Consider the following 15,867-nt stretch of genomic DNA (forward strand, 5'->3'; position numbering starts at 1 on the left):
AGGTAAAAAACATGAAGGTAAGACCATCAGTCAAACCGATTTGTGAAAAATGCAAAGTAATCCGTCGAAAAGGTACGGTTATGGTTATTTGCGAAAACCCTAAGCATAAACAAAAACAAGGTTAACAATAAGGAGGTGCAGGTTTAAATGGCACGTATTGCTGGTGTAGACATTCCTCGTGATAAGCGAGTGGTTGTGTCTTTAACATACGTATTCGGTATCGGTAGAACTAGAGCTTCTCAAATCCTTGCTGAAGCTGGAGTTTCAGAAGATACTCGTGTACGCGATCTAACAGAAGAAGAACTTGGTAAGATCCGTGATGTAATTGATGGATACAAAGTAGAAGGTGACCTTCGTCGTGAAATCTCATTAAACATCAAACGTTTAATCGAAATTGGTTGCTATCGTGGTGTTCGTCACCGTCGTGGTTTACCAGTTCGTGGACAAAATTCGAAAAACAATGCTCGTACACGTAAAGGACCTCGTCGTACTGTAGCAAACAAGAAGAAGTAAAGGAGGTAGCATAGCATGGCAAAAGGTAAAACAACTCGTCCTAAACGTCGCGCTCGTAAAAATATTGAAGCTGGTGTTGCTCACATCCGCTCAACGTTTAACAATACAATCGTGACAATCACTGACACACAAGGAAACGCAATTTCTTGGGCTAGTGCTGGTGGATTAGGATTTAAAGGATCTCGTAAGTCAACTCCGTTCGCAGCTCAAATGGCAGCAGAATCTGCTGGTAAAGCAGCAATGGAACATGGCATGAAGACACTTGAAGTTTCTGTTAAAGGACCAGGCGCTGGTCGTGAAGCAGCTATTCGTTCATTACAAGCAGTAGGACTTGAAGTAAGCATGATCCGTGACGTTACTCCAGTTCCACATAATGGCTGCCGTCCACCAAAACGTCGTCGCGTGTAAAAAAAGAAATCGAATTATTGTATAGATTTCCTTGAATTGTCAATAATGTGTAAGAAGTTATTTTTAGTTAATTAAAGTATAATTCTTACAAAAAATTGACTCAATTAGGTATGAACGGCTCAGAACTACCTAATGGGGAATTCCGGTTGGACTAATATGCTTAGTCGGCCGGAGTTTCGACGTTTTGAAGGAGGGTTTGTCTAATGATAGAAATTGAAAAACCAAAGATTGAAACGGTTGAAATCAGCGCCGATGCTAACTATGGGAAATTTGTTGTTGAGCCACTTGAACGTGGATACGGAACGACTCTAGGTAACTCTTTACGTCGTATTTTGCTATCATCATTACCAGGTGCAGCTGTAACAGCAGTCCAAATTGATGGAGTCTTACATGAATTCTCCACAATTGAAGGTGTCGTAGAGGATGTTACTTCAATCATTCTAAATTTAAAACAACTTTCTCTTAAAATCTATTCTGATGAAGATAAAACATTAGAAATTGATATTCAAGGAGAAGGCGTAGTTACAGCGGCAGATATTACACATGATAGCGATGTAGACATCTTAAATCCTGATTTGCATATTGCAACTCTATCAAAAGGTGCACATCTTCACATGCGTTTAACTGCACGTCGTGGACGCGGCTATGTTCCAGCTGATGGAAACAAGAAAGAAGACTTGCCTATTGGAGTAATTCCAATTGATTCTATTTACACTCCTGTATCTAGAGTTAACTATCAAGTGGAAAATACTCGTGTTGGGCAAGTAACAAACTATGACAAACTAACCCTTGATGTCTGGACAGATGGAAGCATTCGACCAGAAGAAGCTGTTTCTATTGGTGCAAAAATCTTAACAGAGCATTTAAATATTTTTGTCGGTCTTACTGACCAAGCGCAAAATGCTGAAATTATGGTAGAAAAAGAAGAAGATCAGAAGGAAAAAGTTTTAGAAATGACTATTGAAGAACTTGATCTTTCAGTTCGTTCTTATAACTGCCTAAAGCGTGCTGGTATTAATACTGTACAAGAATTAACTCACAAGACTGAAGAAGATATGATGAAAGTTCGTAACCTTGGACGTAAATCATTAGAAGAAGTTCAAGAAAAGCTTGGTGAGCTAGGACTAGGTCTTCGTAAAGAAGATTAATCATAGTTTCTTAATAGATAGATAAATCAGGTAAAACCTGTATTTTATAGATATTTCAACATGAATAGAAGAGTAACCAAAGAACGATATCTCTTCTTACTTCAAAACAAAAAGGAGGGAATCTCTAATGGCATACGCAAAATTAGGCCGTGATAGCTCTGCTAGAAAGGCATTATTCCGTGATTTAGCAACGGATTTAATCATAAACGAAAGAATTGAAACTACTGAAGCTAAGGCTAAGGAACTTCGTTCTATCGTTGAAAAAATGATTACACTTGGAAAGCGTGGCGACCTTCATGCAAGACGTCAAGTTGCTTCTTTCGTTCGTCGTGAAGTAGCTGATCAAGAATCAGGTCAAGACGCAATTCAAAAGCTTTTCGCTGACATTGCTCCACGTTATGAAGAAAGACAAGGTGGATATACTCGCATTTTAAAACTTGGACCACGTCGTGGAGACGGCGCACCAATGGTTATTATCGAGTTAGTTTAATACAACTATGAAGGGCAAGACAAAGATTAATTTCTTAGTCTAGTCCTTTTTTATTAGGTTTGAGTTTTGAGTTATGAGTGTAGAGTTATTTTGAGTAAAGCTTCGATGCAACGCTTTCACTAACTCAAAACTCAACACTCAAAACTGAAAACTAAATCATGTATACTACTCTTAGATGGAAATAAGTCCTTGGTAGGTGTGGATAAATTTGAGTAATGAACTGATATCTATTAAAAATCTATCATTTAAATATGATGAAGATGAACAAGAAAATATCTTAAAGAATATTTCTTTATCTATTAATAAAGGCGAATGGGTGTCGATCGTTGGTCATAATGGATCTGGGAAATCGACGTTAGCAAAATTCCTTAACGGACTATTAGTCCCGTCTAACCCTAATACTGTTATGGTTGAGGGGATGGACACAGTAGCCGAGGAGCAAGTTTGGGAAGTGCGAAAAAAAGTAGGGATGGTGTTTCAAAATCCTGATAACCAAATGGTAGCAACAATCGTTCGTGATGATGTTGCTTTTGGTTTAGAAAATATAGGTATTGAGCGCGCTGAGATGCTTGAAAGAATTGATTGGGCCATACATAAGGTGAAAATGGAGAACTATTTAAATCACGAACCACATCGCCTCTCAGGAGGTCAAAAACAGCGAGTAGCGATTGCTGGTATCATTGCCATGCGTCCAACTGTTTTAATCCTAGATGAGGCTACGTCGATGTTAGACCCTATGGGGCGACAAGAGGTACTTGAAACGATTTGGCAATTAAACAAAAATGACGGGATAACGATCATTAACATTACCCATGATTTAGAAGAAACAATTCATTCCGATAAAATCTTTGTTATGAACAAAGGGGAAATATCTACACAAGGTACACCTCTTGAGGTTTTTCAGGAGAATAATAAATTAGTTGAAGCTGGTCTTGAGTTACCTTTTTCTTTGCAAATACAAACGAGACTAGCTGCTCAAGGAATTACTTTAGCATCGGTATGTTTAACAAAGGAAGGTTTGGTGAATGAACTTTGGAAATTAAAATCACAAACCTAGAGCATATCTATATGCCGAAAACACCATTTGAACATCGTGCGTTAACAAACGTTAATATTCATATTAAATCTGGACAATTTGTAGCGATAATAGGCCATACAGGCTCAGGGAAGTCGACAATCGTACAGCATTTAAATGGGTTATTAAAACCAACTTCAGGGAGTGTTCAAATAGGCCAGCTCTTAATTGAAGCGAATAAGAAGAATAAAGAGTTAAAACAACTCCGCAAAAATGTAGGGATGGTATTTCAATATCCTGAACATCAACTCTTCGATGAAACAGTAGAAAAGGATATTGCGTTCGGTCCTATTAACTTCGGTGTTTCGAAAGAAGAGGCTTTCCGGCTTGTAAAGGAAGTTCTACCTTTAGTAAATCTAGACGAAAGTGTCTTGCAAAAATCCCCCTTTGATTTAAGTGGAGGGCAAAAACGTCGAGTGGCAATTGCTGGAGTTTTGGCAAGTAAGCCACGTGTCCTTGTTTTGGACGAACCTACCGCTGGCTTAGATCCAATTGGTAGAAAGCAAATGATGGAGTTATTTCTAAGTCTTCATAAGCAGGAGAAAGTAACCACGGTGCTAGTCACACATAATATGGAGTTTGCAGCGATGTATGCTGATTTAGTTATCGTTATGGACAAAGGACAAGTATTCATGCAAGGGACTCCTGCGGAAGTGTTTAAATCACGGCAACAACTAAATGAAATTGGATTAGATGTTCCTGAGACTGTTCAACTTGTGCAAATGTTAGAAGAGCAGTTTAATACAAAACTTTCTGCTAATATCTTTACCAAAGAACAGCTTGTAGTGGCTATAACCCAGTTGCTTAATGGGGAGGTCTAATAATGTTTCAAAATATTATCATAGGTCAGTATATAGCAGGTAATTCAGTTATACATAGACTTGATGCCAGATCTAAGTTGACGGCTACCTTCCTTTTTGTAATTATTGTTTTTTTAGCTAATAATTGGATTACTTATGGAGTTCTTTTTGTCGCTGTAGTAGCTACGATTATTATTTCTAAAGTTTCCCCAAGGTACATTTATCGAGGAATGAAACCTATTTTTTTGTTGGTTATTCTCATGTTTATTCTTCATGGACTAATGACTAAAGAAGGGGAGCTACTTTTTTCAATTGGCTGGTTTGATATCTATCTAGGTGGGATTATTCAGGGGTTATTTATTGCTTTACGATTATTATTGTTGATTATGATGACAACACTATTAACGTTAACAACAGCCCCGATTGAACTGACAGATGGTTTAGAAAATATCTTTGGTCCACTGCGGAGGATACATGTTCCCGTTCATGAGCTAGCATTAATGATTTCGATTTCGCTACGATTTATCCCGACACTACTTCAAGAAACAGAAAAAATCATGAAGGCCCAAATGGCAAGAGGAGTGGACTTCTCAGGCGGTACAATTACCAATCGAGTAAAAGCAGTAATTCCCCTCTTGGTTCCATTATTTATGCAATCATTCCGCCGGGCTGAGGATTTAGCAACGGCAATGGAAGCGCGTGGATATCGGGGTGGTGAGGGTAGAACGAAATTAAGGGAGCTTCAATGGATGTTTAAAGATACCTTGGCTATTATCCTGATTTTAGCCTTAGGTTTTATGCTGTATATATTAAGGTCATAATGTTAGAGGTTGTGTATTCAATGAAAAGAATTAAATGTAAGATCGCTTATGATGGTACTTTCTTCAATGGCTTTCAAATTCAGCCTAAGGGAAGGACAATTCAAGGAGAAATTGAAAAGGGAATACAAAAACTTCATAAGGGTACTTATGTGAAAATATTTGCCTCTGGAAGAACAGACACGTTTGTTCATGCAAAAGGGCAGATCTTTCATTTTGACACGCCGATGGAAATCCCAATTGAACGTTGGTATAATGCGATCCAAACGGTATTACCAAGTGATATATCGGTAATAGAAGTTACTGAGGTCGATGACCATTTTCATGCTCGTTTTGATGTTGTCAGTAAAGAATATCGTTATTTTGTTCAACGTGGGCGGCGGATGGATGTCTTTAGACGAAACTATCGCTATTTTTACCCTTACCAATTATCGGTAGATAAAATGGAAGAAGCTGCAAAACTCATTTTAGGAACGCATGATTTTACGTCATTTTGTTCTGCAAAGACAGATAAAGAAGACAAAGTAAGAACGATCTATTCTATTGAGATCGTTGAGACAGAGGACGAACTTGAGTTTCGCTTTGTAGGAGACGGTTTTCTGCGAAATATGGTCAGAATTCTGGTCGGTACAATTCTTGAAGTAGGCCGGGGAAGGCGTCAACCTGAAGATATGACTCTAGTACTAAAAAGTAAAGATCGAGAGCGCGCAGGTCATACCGCGCCTGGTCACGGACTGTTTTTATGGGAAGTTAATTATCAATAAACAGTGTAAATTCCCTATCTTAAAAAATAGAAGTCAAAACAACGTATCCTAGTGTAACATTTTGTTGACATTGTGTTCTAAATATTATAAGATGATCTATGGTATTTCTAAAACCCACTAGCCCCGGGTTGCGGAATGTTACTTTAGACACGTTGTTTTAAAAAATATTTTAATTTTGAATGTGAAAGCTTTAGGAGGGAAAAAAAGCATGCGTACAACATATATGGCAAAGCCAAACGAAACTGATCGTAAATGGTACGTTATCGACGCTGAAGGTCAAACTTTAGGTCGTTTAGCTAGTGAAGTAGCCTCTATCCTTCGTGGTAAAAATAAACCAACATTTACTCCACACGTGGATACAGGAGATAACGTAATTATCATCAATGCTGAAAAAATTCATTTAACTGGTAAGAAGTTAACGGACAAGATTTACTACCGTCATTCTAACCACCCTGGTGGATTAAAGCAAAGAACTGCACTTGAAATGCGTACAAACCGTCCAACTCAAATGATCGAGTTAGCGGTAAAAGGAATGCTTCCTAAAAACACTTTAGGTCGTAAGCAAGGCATGAAATTACATGTATATGCTGGTAGTGAACATCCACACCAAGCTCAACAACCAGAAGTTTACGAACTTCGCGGTTAATATATAAGGAGGGTTTTCTTTGGCACAAGTACAATATTATGGTACTGGTCGTCGTAAGCACTCTGTTGCACGTGTACGTTTAGTTCCTGGTGACGGACGTATCGTAATCAACGGTCGCGACTTAGACGAGTATTTCGGATTAGAAACTTTAAAGCTTATTGTTAAGCAACCACTTGTAGAAACAGAAACTGAAGGCAAATATGATGTATTAGTAAACGTTAGTGGCGGTGGTTACACTGGTCAAGCGGGCGCTATCCGTCATGGTGTGTCTCGTGCTCTTTTAGGAGCAGATCCAGAATTCCGTGCTGGATTAAAGCGCGCTGGATTCTTAACTCGTGATGCACGTATGAAAGAACGTAAAAATACGGTCTTAAAGCAGCACGTCGTGCACCTCAGTTCTCAAAACGTTAATATTTATACGTTTCAAGGCTCTCAGGCATTTATGCTTGGGGGTCTTTTTTGTTGGGGAAAAGTGCTTTTGACCACATTTTGACCACGAAAATATTTTTTGACCACTTATGACCACAATCATAACTCAATATACCTTTGAAACTTTTCAGCAGTTTGTTCTTTTACTGTGTCAGTAACATGTGTATAAATGTTCATGGTCATTTGAATATCAGAGTGTCCTAAACGCTCCTGAACTTCTTTTATACCTGCTCCTGCTTCAAACAAAAGGGAAGCGTGTGTGTGACGCAATCCATGGATAGTAATACGGTGGAGAGTGTACTTCTTAATTAATATATCAAGCTTCTCATTTGGATAGGCTAATCGCATAGGAGTACCATCATCACGAGTAAAAACCATGTTATTATCATCAAAAGCACACTTAGTAGCTAAAATCGTTTCTAACTGGCTTGTACGCAACTTTTTGAGTAGAGTTAGTGATTTATCATCTATGCTAATTAAACGCTTGGAAACCTTTGTTTTTGATGTTTGAGTGATAAAGTTACCGTCAATATGGGTAAGCGTTTTAGAAAAACGAATAGTAGCATTTTTAAAATCAATATCATTCCATGTAAGAGCTAATAATTCTCCTTTTCGAGCTCCAGTATAAATCAATAAGTGAAAAAGTGCGTAGTCACGTAACAAGAGCTCTAGTTTACAAATTTTTAAAAACTGTTTTATTTCATCTTTTCTCCAATAGGTACGAGCAGTATCTTCATTATCATCACTAAGCATTTCTTTAGCGCTTCTTGGTATGCTAACATATGCTAATGGATTTTTAGTTATGAGCTCCATTTTAAGAGCATATTTAAAAACCTGATTTGCTTGAATTTTAATATCGTTAACTGATTTAATTTGTTGTGCTATTTCATTAATCATTTTTTGACAATATAAATTTGTAATTTCCTTTATTTTTAGTTTGCCAAAACGTGGTAGTATATGCTTTTTAAATTTGGACTGTAAAGCTTTTTTTGTACTTGGTTTTATTGTTTGACAATGATTTGTAAACCACTGCTTAAAAACTTCCTCAAAGGTAAGATTATTATTGTTTATTAACATTCCACTTTCTAATTCTTGTTTAAGCTTCGTTGCTACTGCTTGTGCTTCCTTTTTTGTTTTAAATCCACGACGTGTTGTTGTTTGTCTTTTTCCAGTTGTAGCGTCTATACCAGTATCCATTTTAAATAGCCATAATTGACCTTGTTTGGTTGTATATTTTTGATAAGATGCCATTATTTCACCTCGTTTCTTCGGAAATTTCTATTTGAATAAATATCAACTAATTCATTAAGATATTTATCCAATAGTTGTTTTTCTTTTAGATACTGCTTCATAAATTCATAAGGGTCTTCAATAATAAAAAAATCCTCTTCAGTTTTACTCCATTCTAAACCCTTCTTAAGTCGATAGATGAAGTTAACTACTTCATAGATATTTGATAATTCCTTGAGGTCTTCACAACCTGAGCTTAAATCCTTATTTACTATTAAATAAAATTGGTCGAAAATGTCTACTACTACTTTTCTTACTTCAGGTGATTTTTGACAGAGTAGTTCCTGAAGGGTTTCAAAGTCGTTATTAAAAACGTATTCATCAACGTTTTTACGTCTCTTCTACCAACTAGATAATCAATACTTACATCGAAATAGTTTGCAATCGCTTCAAAGGTTTCAAAGTTTGGTTGTCTGTCCTCTCGCTCGTAATTACCTAAAGCAGTAAATGAAATACCTAATTCTTTAGAAAGTTGCTTTAAAGTCAACTTCTTTTCTTTTCTTAAGTTTCTAATACGTGTTCCGTACATGTGTTTCCCCCTTACTGAGTATTTACTACTCAATATTACACAGTTTGTGAAACTAAGTCAACTTGTTTTCCAATTTATGTAATGATAAGATAGTAATTACACGAATTAGATAATAAATTACACGTTTTGGTGTTTTGTAGGAGTGATTAAATGGAATGTAGTAAAAAAATTAAACTTGAGCAAAGTTACAAGATTGACGGGAAAAAAATAAAGTTAGCTAGGGTAGAGATGGATTGGTCAATTTCAAAATTAGCTGACGAGTCTGGGGTGACAAGAAAAACCATAGGTGAAATTGAAAGAGGAAGTAAGGTCAAAGTTCGCTTTTCGACTATTGAACAAATTGCTGCAACTCTGGGTAAGGACGTTAATGACTTTAGAAAAACATTAATTAAGCAGAAGTAAGGGTGAGAGGGTGAGAAAATGAATTTTAGCTTTGAGTTACCAAAAGACACTATAGTAACAAATAGAACTGAACTAAAAGAGACTATTAAAGAATTGGTAATGGAAATGCAGGGGGAAATATCACAAGAAGAAATAATGACTGTGCGTGAGGTTGCTGGGTATTTAAAAGTAAGTGTACCTACAATTCGTTCAATGGTTGCTAAAAAAGAAATACCATTTTATCAAAGGGGGCAAGTTATACGATTTAATAAATCAGACATAAGGGAATGGTTGCGAAGAAATTCAGAATTAGAAAGTAGAGGATAGAATGATAATTATAAAAAAAGTGGTCGCTCACTTCATATTGCGACCACAAAGACTTAACTTTCCTACAATTAATATAGCACAATATTTAAAAATTAAAATCAAGGTAATAGAAAATGAAAGGGTGGATTAAACTTCATAGAAAATTACACGCTCATTGGCTTTATAAAGAAAGTAGAAAATTTTCCAAATTTGAAGCTTGGCTAGATTTACTTATTATGGCAAATCATAAAGAACATACATTTGTATTAGGTAATGAACTAATACAAGTAAAGAGGGGCGAGGTAATAACATCTGAAGTGAAATTAATGGATAAATGGAAATGGTCAAAATCAAAGGTTCGTTCATTTTTAAAGTTACTAGAAAAAGATGGTATGGTTATAAAAAAATCAGACACCAAAAAGACCAGTATAACTATTTGTAACTATTGTTATTATCAGGACATAGAAACCATTAAAAATACCACAGTTAAACCAGAATTAGACTTTAATGAAACTGAAAAAAGTCTAAGTTCCGACACAATCAAGAATGATAATAATGAAATGAATGAAGATAATGAAAAAAATGATGAAGAAATACCGTATATAGAAATAATTGATTACTTAAACCAAGCTGCTGATAAGAATTATAAACATAATATATTGGAAACCAGAGAACTTATAAAGCAAAGGTGGATTGAAGGAAATACATTAGCTGATTTTAAAAAAGTAATCGACTCAATGGTTATAGATTGGAAACATGATATAAAAATGAAGTCTTATCTAAGACCTAAAACGCTGTTTAGTGAGAAATTTGAAGAGTATTTAAATCGATATAGTAATGAAGATTTAAAGAGCAAATTACAATATCGTAAGAAATTTAATTGGTAAAGCAAGTCTTTTAGTTGTGAAGAGAGGTGTAAAACCTTGAAATATATAGAAATTAAGTTAACCAAATGTGTAGTCTTTTTAACAGTAGAGGAGATAAATCAGCTACTACAACGAGACCCAGATTTATTTGTAAAAGGATTAAGAAGAGGCAAGGACATATTAAGATACCGTAAGCAAAAATAAGAGAAAGTAAAAAGGAGTTTAAAATGACAAAACATGAGTGAAAAGTAAACAAATTGTATTAAAAATGAGGCGTAAGCCCTTGAAGTAACAATGTTATTAAGGGGTGAAGAAAGTTTTGAGTATGCCTAAAGGTAATATACGTTTAAAACGACCACAAGATGTAAGGCGCTTATTAGCAAGAGTAATAAATGAGTTAATACAAAGTGAACCACCAAGCATTGAACGTGCTAGAGTGATTGCAACCCTATCCAATAGCATAATTAAAGCTATGGAAGTTGGGGAATTGGATGAAAGATTAACTCAAATCGAACAGCAGTTAGGGTTATAAAATGAAACTTATCTTGAATAGAATTAAGAAAGTAGAACAACTCTTGTTATTAAATAATGAATATCAGGTTGTAGATATAGAGGAGAATTTAACTACTGAGTGGTTAGTGAAAAATAATGAGGAATTTAGAGAGTGTCTTCGTAGCATTTACCGACTCCAAAATAATGCAGGGTCTCCTATCGAACAATTTAAAAATTGGAAAGCTCCATTTAAGGAGAAAGCCTTTCAATTGATAAATCGAATGAATGAATTGATGGAAATAGGTTGCATTGAGAGGAATAGGTCGAATTTGTTGTAGTTAAACGCTTTTAGTTATATAAGAGATAAATAATTATTTTCTTCAAAAAAATAAGCCCTATTTTGGGGCTTATTTTTGATAATTATATAAAAACTAAGTCTTTACTATTTATATAGTCGTTAATTAATAAATGATAACTATCAATTATTAGGATATTATCATCGTTTTGATTAGGTTCGAGTTGAAGTGGAAGTGTATCGTTAGTTGTTGTTCTAATTAATACCAACAAACTACAGCCTTTCTTTTTACTTGCTTGTAATAGTTTTATTTTTGCTTCTTCAAGTGTTTCGTTTTGTTGTTGAATTTTAACAGCCACTGGTTTATCTAAGTAACTTTTCTTCAGGAAGCCATCGATACCACTGTTTCGCTGTACAGGATATGCATCAATACTTTTTAAAATTGCAAGTTCTTCATCGGTTTTATTAATATATTGTTTTTTCGCCTTTTTCTAAAAGGTTAGAGGTTGTTTTTATTGGAGAATTAATTCTTTCCTGAGTAAGTTCAATCGCATCTTCAGAAATATCTATACCGATGAATTTTCTATTTAATAATTTAGCAGCTACTAAAGTAGTCCCACTGCCACAGAAAGGGTCTAAAACAGTATCACCAACATCTGTTGTTATTTTTATTATTTGTTCAAGTAAAAGGATAGGCTTTTGTGTTGGATAACCCGTTCTTTCTTTGCTTTAGGATTTAAATAAGGTATGTTCCAAACATCGGATAAAGGTACACCTTTCTTTTCTTTACCTAAAATAACATTGCCATCTTCATCTTTTTTGTATATAGATTTACCATTTTCATCTTTTATACGGTCTTGTAAGATTTGGTCAATGTTAGTAGACGGTGCATAATCAGTATAAATTGTATTGAACTTGAATTTATCTGTTTTGCTATAAAAGTAAATTGTCTGGTGGGAATTAAGCAGCCCTTTTTTTGAGTTAGACCATCTTTTGTAAGACCAAATTATCTCGCTTTGAAAGTTATCCATTCCAAATACTTCGTCTAATACAGTCCTTAAATAGTGTGATGCAGATTTATCACAATGTAAAAAAATACTCCCTGTTTCCTTAAGTACCCGTTGACATGCTACTAAACGCTCTTTTATAAAAGCTTTATAGTGCTCAATAGAGTCCCAGCTATCATGAAAACTGTACTCCTTAGAATTATCTCTTGTCTTTAATTTTTGGGTTTTTTGAGTAAAGAATGGTGGGTCTAAATAAATTAAATCGACAGAGTTTGACTCAACTTCAATTAACTTTTCAAGACAATCCCCCAACAATAAAGTCATAAATAGTCTCCTTTCTATTGAGAGAAAATAATTTATGACCATTATATCATAATGCTTGTCTTTTTGAGGCTTGTCCTAATTTTCTACAAAATAAAAAAAATGGATAAATATAGCACATTTTAAAGGGTATTGTAAAAAAATGTTGAATGTTAGTTAGGTATTCTATTTATAAGGAGGAGTTAATTTTTTTATGATGACTAAAGAAGAAAAACTAATTGAAATTTCAAAAATTGTGACAGAACACAGAAGTAAATTACAAGGTGCAATTGAAAATCGTATGGTTGAAATGGTTGCTGATAGCAATGAGCATTATCTAGTATATGGTGCTTTAGGTATGCCTGAGAATGAGCATGCACTAATTGACAAATATCAAAATGTAGGAAGGTTCGTTTATAAGTATGCAGGTTCATTGTTAGAGAGAATGGCACAGATTGCGTTAGGTGGGGAAGCAATATACATAACGAACACTATTAGTAGTCAGCCTAAGCAGTTTGAAATTGATTGTTACACAGAGTGGGACAATAAGGCTCATGAAATAAAGTGGCGAGATGCAACAACTGATGGTGACCATAAAAACAAAGAAAACAATAAAGTAAAGTGTATTGTTAGCGAGGGGCTAATCCCTGTAAGGGTAATGTTTTTTATGCCGGAAAGAACTCAAGCAAGAAAGATACAGGAAAGAATTATTTCTATCTTTAAGGAACAGGGAGAGGCTTATATCGGAGAAGAGGCTTTTGAATATATAAAAGATTACTCTGGGATTGACATAAAAGAAATTCTAAACGAAGAAATGAAAAGCTTGCGATTATAAAGAAGGTAGTGAACACTATCTTGAATGTAATTGCAACTTAAATTAAAAAAGGTAAGATTACATAAGATTATGTAGGTAGGTATAGGAAAGGTTTGACCACATTTTGACCACCAAACATATATAACGATATTTTACCTAGTTTTCATAAAATGAGGAAAAGCCCGTTAAATCGGGCTTTTTAATAATCATTTTTTTTCTAGTTTCTTCATATTTAAATGTTAAATAAAAGAACGTAAAAAATACGGTCTTAAAGCAGCACGTCGTGCACCTCAGTTCTCAAAACGTTAATCTATACGTTTCAAGGCTCTCAAGGCTATATGCTTTGGGGGTCTTTTTTGTTGGGGAAAAGGGAGTAAACAAATTAGAATTGACCTTCTACAGGTAATAAAAATAGTTCCAAAACAAAGTCGTTTTAGAACTATTTATAGGTTCGTTATCTTTCTTCTTCCGTGATTTCTTGTACATCGGCATTTCCTTCTACTTCATAGTGGGCAGTCTCTTTTTTTAATCTAGCTTTCACCTGTTCAATTTCCTCTATTTGGCGCTTTGTAATCGAGACATCATTCACTTGAACTGGGTGCTTATTTATCTCAATTTCTTCTTCTTTAAGAGGAATGCGAATTTCCTCATCCATACCAGCCTCAATCACCATTTCTTCACGTCGAATTGGGACAGTAAACGTTCTTTGTTCTTCGACAACTTCTTTATGAATTTTTACTTCACCAGTTTGGACTCGTTTCTTCCTTATATCTAACTGCTCTTCGCGTAGTTGTATGGTTTCTTTGTTGGTAATATGGTCCATTCTTTTTGCATTCAAAGAATAAATAATTCCACCGACGAATGCTCCGAGGATAAGGCCTAGTAATATTGTAAAATTAAATACCCAACTTAAAAAAACTCCGATAACTGCACCAATCAATAGTAATTTTCCCATACGCCCTCCCGATTTACGTTTTATATTACTTTTCCCAATCTTGCTTAAGTGTATGAAAAACCCTACTTAACTAAAGTTAAGTAGGGAAAAAGTGCTGTTAGTCCTCGCTAATTACATCCGCGGTACCTTGAGTTTCAACGTCGGCAACCTCTTTATGCAGGACATCACGTACCTGTTGAGTTTCCTCGACAGAACGCTTGTGAGCGGAAATTTCACCTGTGACAACAGTGTGCTTACCAACTTCAACTGTTTCCGCAGTAACAGGAATGTGAACCGTTTCTTCATCTGTAATCGGTTCCGTTGTTGGTTGACGGTCAACGGCTCTTCTTTCAATAACCACTTGGTCGTGAGAAACAGGAACATTAACTACCTGTTCTTCTTCAATGATATCTTTATGAAGTACGACATCACCAGTTTCGACACGGTTTTTATGGATATCTAGCTCTTCTTCACGAAGGTCAAGATGTGCCTCATCAGTTGCAAATTCTGTATCAGCAACTCGATCTACTTCACGTACCTTTTTTCGATTTTCTTCATTTTCGTCAAATAAGTCAAAAAAGCCCATATGAAAACCTCCTAAGGAAATGTAGTTGATCGTCGTACAAAAATTATTATTACCTGTGTTCCTAAATCTATTCTTGGTACATGATTACAGCTAAATTTGGTTGTGCTAATGAATTGTAGTAAAATAAAACATTATTGATATGATGGAGGATTATTTTATATGGAAGCTGATCAAAATAACAAAGCTTGGAATAATGGAGTTTATCAAGCATGGATAAATCGGTTTGGAACTGCAGAAGAAGCTGCGAAAAAAATAATGGAAGATCCACGAAAAAGAGTGGGTTCAGTTCTTACATACATGGGTGAGAAAGTTCAAGGTAAGAAGATTATTAATTTATTAGGCTCGAATGGAAATAAGGCAGTTGCGTTATCCTTACTTGGAGCAAATGTAACAGTCGTCGATTTTTCAAATGAAAATGAAGTGTACGCTAAAGAGCTAGCCCAACATTCGGGTGTGCAACTTCGCTATATTGTTTCAGATGTTCTCAAGATGCCGGAAGAAGAACTAACAGGAGATTATGATATCGTTTTTATGGAATTTGGCATCCTTCATTACTTTATTGATTTACATCCTTTGTTTCAGTTAGTGTCGAAATTACTTAAAGAAAATGGGCGACTCGTTCTTCAAGATTTTCATCCTGTGTCGACAAAACTTATTTCTTCTCGTGGGACTACCGCGAAAATTAGAAAACATAAAGTAACTGGAAATTACTTTGATACATCGCTAGAAGAAAAAGAAGTATCACATTCAAAATATTTAGATCCGAATGATAAAAATCCAATAATGCACAAAGTGTTCTTACGAAATTGGACATTAGGTGAAATAGTAACATCGATTGCTGATGAGGGATTATTTATAAAAACGTTAGAAGAACTACCTAACCAATCCTCAGAAGTTTTTGATCAAGGGATTCCAAAAACCTATACCGTCGTTGCCGAGAAAAGACATTAATGTATAATGTCTTTTTTTCCCTATA

Annotated in this window: 23 protein-coding genes and 3 pseudogenes; 20 read left to right on the top strand and 6 right to left on the bottom strand. The window is 35.2% G+C overall.

The annotated features are described in order from the left end of the window. The first annotated feature begins 11 nt into the window (after positions 1 to 11). From rpmJ to rpsI (H1D32_RS00975), 11 genes and pseudogenes are all read left to right on the top strand, one after another. A complete protein-coding gene (gene rpmJ / locus H1D32_RS00925) occupies positions 12 to 125 on the top strand; it encodes a 50S ribosomal protein L36 (RefSeq protein WP_003322638.1) in 114 nt (37 codons plus the stop codon). A 22-nt stretch (positions 126 to 147) separates the two neighbouring features. After that, positions 148 to 513: a 30S ribosomal protein S13 gene (gene rpsM / locus H1D32_RS00930; protein WP_261176333.1), complete on the top strand. Its 366-nt coding sequence runs from the start codon at positions 148 to 150 to the stop codon at positions 511 to 513. A 15-nt stretch (positions 514 to 528) separates the two neighbouring features. Then, complete coding sequence (gene rpsK, locus H1D32_RS00935; RefSeq protein WP_261176334.1) at positions 529 to 921, top strand: 30S ribosomal protein S11; 393 nt, start codon at positions 529 to 531, stop codon at positions 919 to 921. Positions 922 to 1,124: 203 nt separating this feature from the next. Further along, positions 1,125 to 2,069 (top strand): DNA-directed RNA polymerase subunit alpha, encoded by a 945-nt coding sequence (locus H1D32_RS00940; protein WP_261176335.1) that lies wholly within the window; start codon positions 1,125 to 1,127, stop codon positions 2,067 to 2,069. Between the two features lie 127 nt (positions 2,070 to 2,196). Beyond that, complete coding sequence (gene rplQ, locus H1D32_RS00945; RefSeq protein ID WP_071311403.1) at positions 2,197 to 2,559, top strand: 50S ribosomal protein L17; 363 nt, start codon at positions 2,197 to 2,199, stop codon at positions 2,557 to 2,559. A 208-nt stretch (positions 2,560 to 2,767) separates the two neighbouring features. Further along, complete coding sequence (locus H1D32_RS00950; RefSeq protein ID WP_396126123.1) at positions 2,768 to 3,616, top strand: energy-coupling factor ABC transporter ATP-binding protein; 849 nt, start codon at positions 2,768 to 2,770, stop codon at positions 3,614 to 3,616. Beyond that, positions 3,592 to 4,455: an energy-coupling factor ABC transporter ATP-binding protein gene (locus H1D32_RS00955; protein ID WP_396126124.1), complete on the top strand. Its 864-nt coding sequence runs from the start codon at positions 3,592 to 3,594 to the stop codon at positions 4,453 to 4,455. Before H1D32_RS00950 ends, H1D32_RS00955 begins: the two co-directional genes overlap by 25 nt. A gap of 2 nt (positions 4,456 to 4,457) precedes the next feature. Then, a complete protein-coding gene (locus H1D32_RS00960; RefSeq protein WP_261176336.1) occupies positions 4,458 to 5,255 on the top strand; it encodes an energy-coupling factor transporter transmembrane component T family protein in 798 nt (265 codons plus the stop codon). A gap of 20 nt (positions 5,256 to 5,275) precedes the next feature. Beyond that, positions 5,276 to 6,016, top strand: coding sequence for a tRNA pseudouridine(38-40) synthase TruA (truA, locus tag H1D32_RS00965; RefSeq protein ID WP_261176337.1), 741 nt, complete (start codon positions 5,276 to 5,278; stop codon positions 6,014 to 6,016). A 208-nt stretch (positions 6,017 to 6,224) separates the two neighbouring features. Continuing rightward, a complete protein-coding gene (rplM, locus tag H1D32_RS00970) occupies positions 6,225 to 6,662 on the top strand; it encodes a 50S ribosomal protein L13 (RefSeq protein WP_261176338.1) in 438 nt (145 codons plus the stop codon). A gap of 19 nt (positions 6,663 to 6,681) precedes the next feature. Then, a pseudogene (gene rpsI, locus H1D32_RS00975) lies at positions 6,682 to 7,073 on the top strand (30S ribosomal protein S9). Positions 7,074 to 7,190: 117 nt separating this feature from the next. Here the strand turns inward: rpsI (H1D32_RS00975) and H1D32_RS00980 are convergent. After that, positions 7,191 to 8,342, bottom strand: a complete 1,152-nt coding sequence (locus H1D32_RS00980; RefSeq protein ID WP_261176339.1) for a site-specific integrase — start codon at positions 8,340 to 8,342, stop codon at positions 7,191 to 7,193. A 292-nt stretch (positions 8,343 to 8,634) separates the two neighbouring features. Continuing rightward, positions 8,635 to 8,910 (bottom strand): helix-turn-helix domain-containing protein, encoded by a 276-nt coding sequence (locus H1D32_RS00985; RefSeq protein WP_261176340.1) that lies wholly within the window; start codon positions 8,908 to 8,910, stop codon positions 8,635 to 8,637. A gap of 150 nt (positions 8,911 to 9,060) precedes the next feature. On the opposite strand from H1D32_RS00985, the gene H1D32_RS00990 reads away from it, so the two are divergent. The 6 genes from H1D32_RS00990 (at position 9,061) to H1D32_RS01015 (ending at position 11,293) form a co-directional block, all read left to right on the top strand. Next, a complete protein-coding gene (locus H1D32_RS00990) occupies positions 9,061 to 9,312 on the top strand; it encodes a helix-turn-helix transcriptional regulator (protein ID WP_261176341.1) in 252 nt (83 codons plus the stop codon). Positions 9,313 to 9,330: 18 nt separating this feature from the next. After that, complete coding sequence (locus tag H1D32_RS00995) at positions 9,331 to 9,618, top strand: helix-turn-helix domain-containing protein (RefSeq protein WP_261176342.1); 288 nt, start codon at positions 9,331 to 9,333, stop codon at positions 9,616 to 9,618. A gap of 113 nt (positions 9,619 to 9,731) precedes the next feature. Continuing rightward, positions 9,732 to 10,484 carry a conserved phage C-terminal domain-containing protein gene (locus H1D32_RS01000; protein WP_261176343.1) on the top strand — a complete coding sequence of 251 codons (753 nt, stop codon included), beginning with the start codon at positions 9,732 to 9,734 and terminating at the stop codon, positions 10,482 to 10,484. Positions 10,485 to 10,520: 36 nt separating this feature from the next. Then, positions 10,521 to 10,667, top strand: coding sequence for a hypothetical protein (locus tag H1D32_RS01005; RefSeq protein WP_261176344.1), 147 nt, complete (start codon positions 10,521 to 10,523; stop codon positions 10,665 to 10,667). 115 nt (positions 10,668 to 10,782) lie between these two features. Next, positions 10,783 to 10,995: a hypothetical protein gene (locus tag H1D32_RS01010; protein ID WP_261176345.1), complete on the top strand. Its 213-nt coding sequence runs from the start codon at positions 10,783 to 10,785 to the stop codon at positions 10,993 to 10,995. 1 nt (position 10,996) lies between these two features. Next, positions 10,997 to 11,293, top strand: coding sequence for a hypothetical protein (locus tag H1D32_RS01015; protein ID WP_261176346.1), 297 nt, complete (start codon positions 10,997 to 10,999; stop codon positions 11,291 to 11,293). An 82-nt stretch (positions 11,294 to 11,375) separates the two neighbouring features. On the opposite strand, the gene H1D32_RS01020 is transcribed toward H1D32_RS01015, so the two are convergent. Both H1D32_RS01020 and H1D32_RS01030 read right to left on the bottom strand, forming a co-directional pair. Beyond that, positions 11,376 to 11,609: a hypothetical protein gene (locus H1D32_RS01020; RefSeq protein WP_261176347.1), complete on the bottom strand. Its 234-nt coding sequence runs from the start codon at positions 11,607 to 11,609 to the stop codon at positions 11,376 to 11,378. A 106-nt stretch (positions 11,610 to 11,715) separates the two neighbouring features. Next, a pseudogene (locus tag H1D32_RS01030) lies at positions 11,716 to 12,623 on the bottom strand (DNA-methyltransferase). A 148-nt stretch (positions 12,624 to 12,771) separates the two neighbouring features. On the opposite strand from H1D32_RS01030, the gene H1D32_RS01035 reads away from it, so the two are divergent. Together H1D32_RS01035 and rpsI (H1D32_RS01040) are read left to right on the top strand one after the other, a co-directional pair. After that, positions 12,772 to 13,392, top strand: a complete 621-nt coding sequence (locus H1D32_RS01035) for an ApaLI family restriction endonuclease (RefSeq protein WP_261176349.1) — start codon at positions 12,772 to 12,774, stop codon at positions 13,390 to 13,392. Positions 13,393 to 13,614: 222 nt separating this feature from the next. Beyond that, a pseudogene (rpsI, locus tag H1D32_RS01040) lies at positions 13,615 to 13,680 on the top strand (30S ribosomal protein S9); the annotation flags it as partial. Positions 13,681 to 13,825: 145 nt separating this feature from the next. On the opposite strand, the gene H1D32_RS01045 reads toward rpsI (H1D32_RS01040), so the two are convergent. Further along, positions 13,826 to 14,326, bottom strand: coding sequence for a YsnF/AvaK domain-containing protein (locus H1D32_RS01045; RefSeq protein ID WP_261176350.1), 501 nt, complete (start codon positions 14,324 to 14,326; stop codon positions 13,826 to 13,828). Between the two features lie 97 nt (positions 14,327 to 14,423). After that, entirely contained in the window at positions 14,424 to 14,891 is a 468-nt protein-coding gene (locus H1D32_RS01050) for a YsnF/AvaK domain-containing protein (RefSeq protein ID WP_261176351.1), read from the bottom strand. A gap of 159 nt (positions 14,892 to 15,050) precedes the next feature. Between H1D32_RS01050 and H1D32_RS01055 the strand changes: the two genes are divergently transcribed. Further along, a complete protein-coding gene (locus H1D32_RS01055; protein WP_261176352.1) occupies positions 15,051 to 15,842 on the top strand; it encodes a class I SAM-dependent methyltransferase in 792 nt (263 codons plus the stop codon). The last annotated feature ends 25 nt before the right edge of the window (positions 15,843 to 15,867 follow it).

This window comes from Anaerobacillus sp. CMMVII, from assembly GCF_025377685.1.
Lineage (GTDB): Bacteria > Bacillota > Bacilli > Bacillales > Anaerobacillaceae > Anaerobacillus.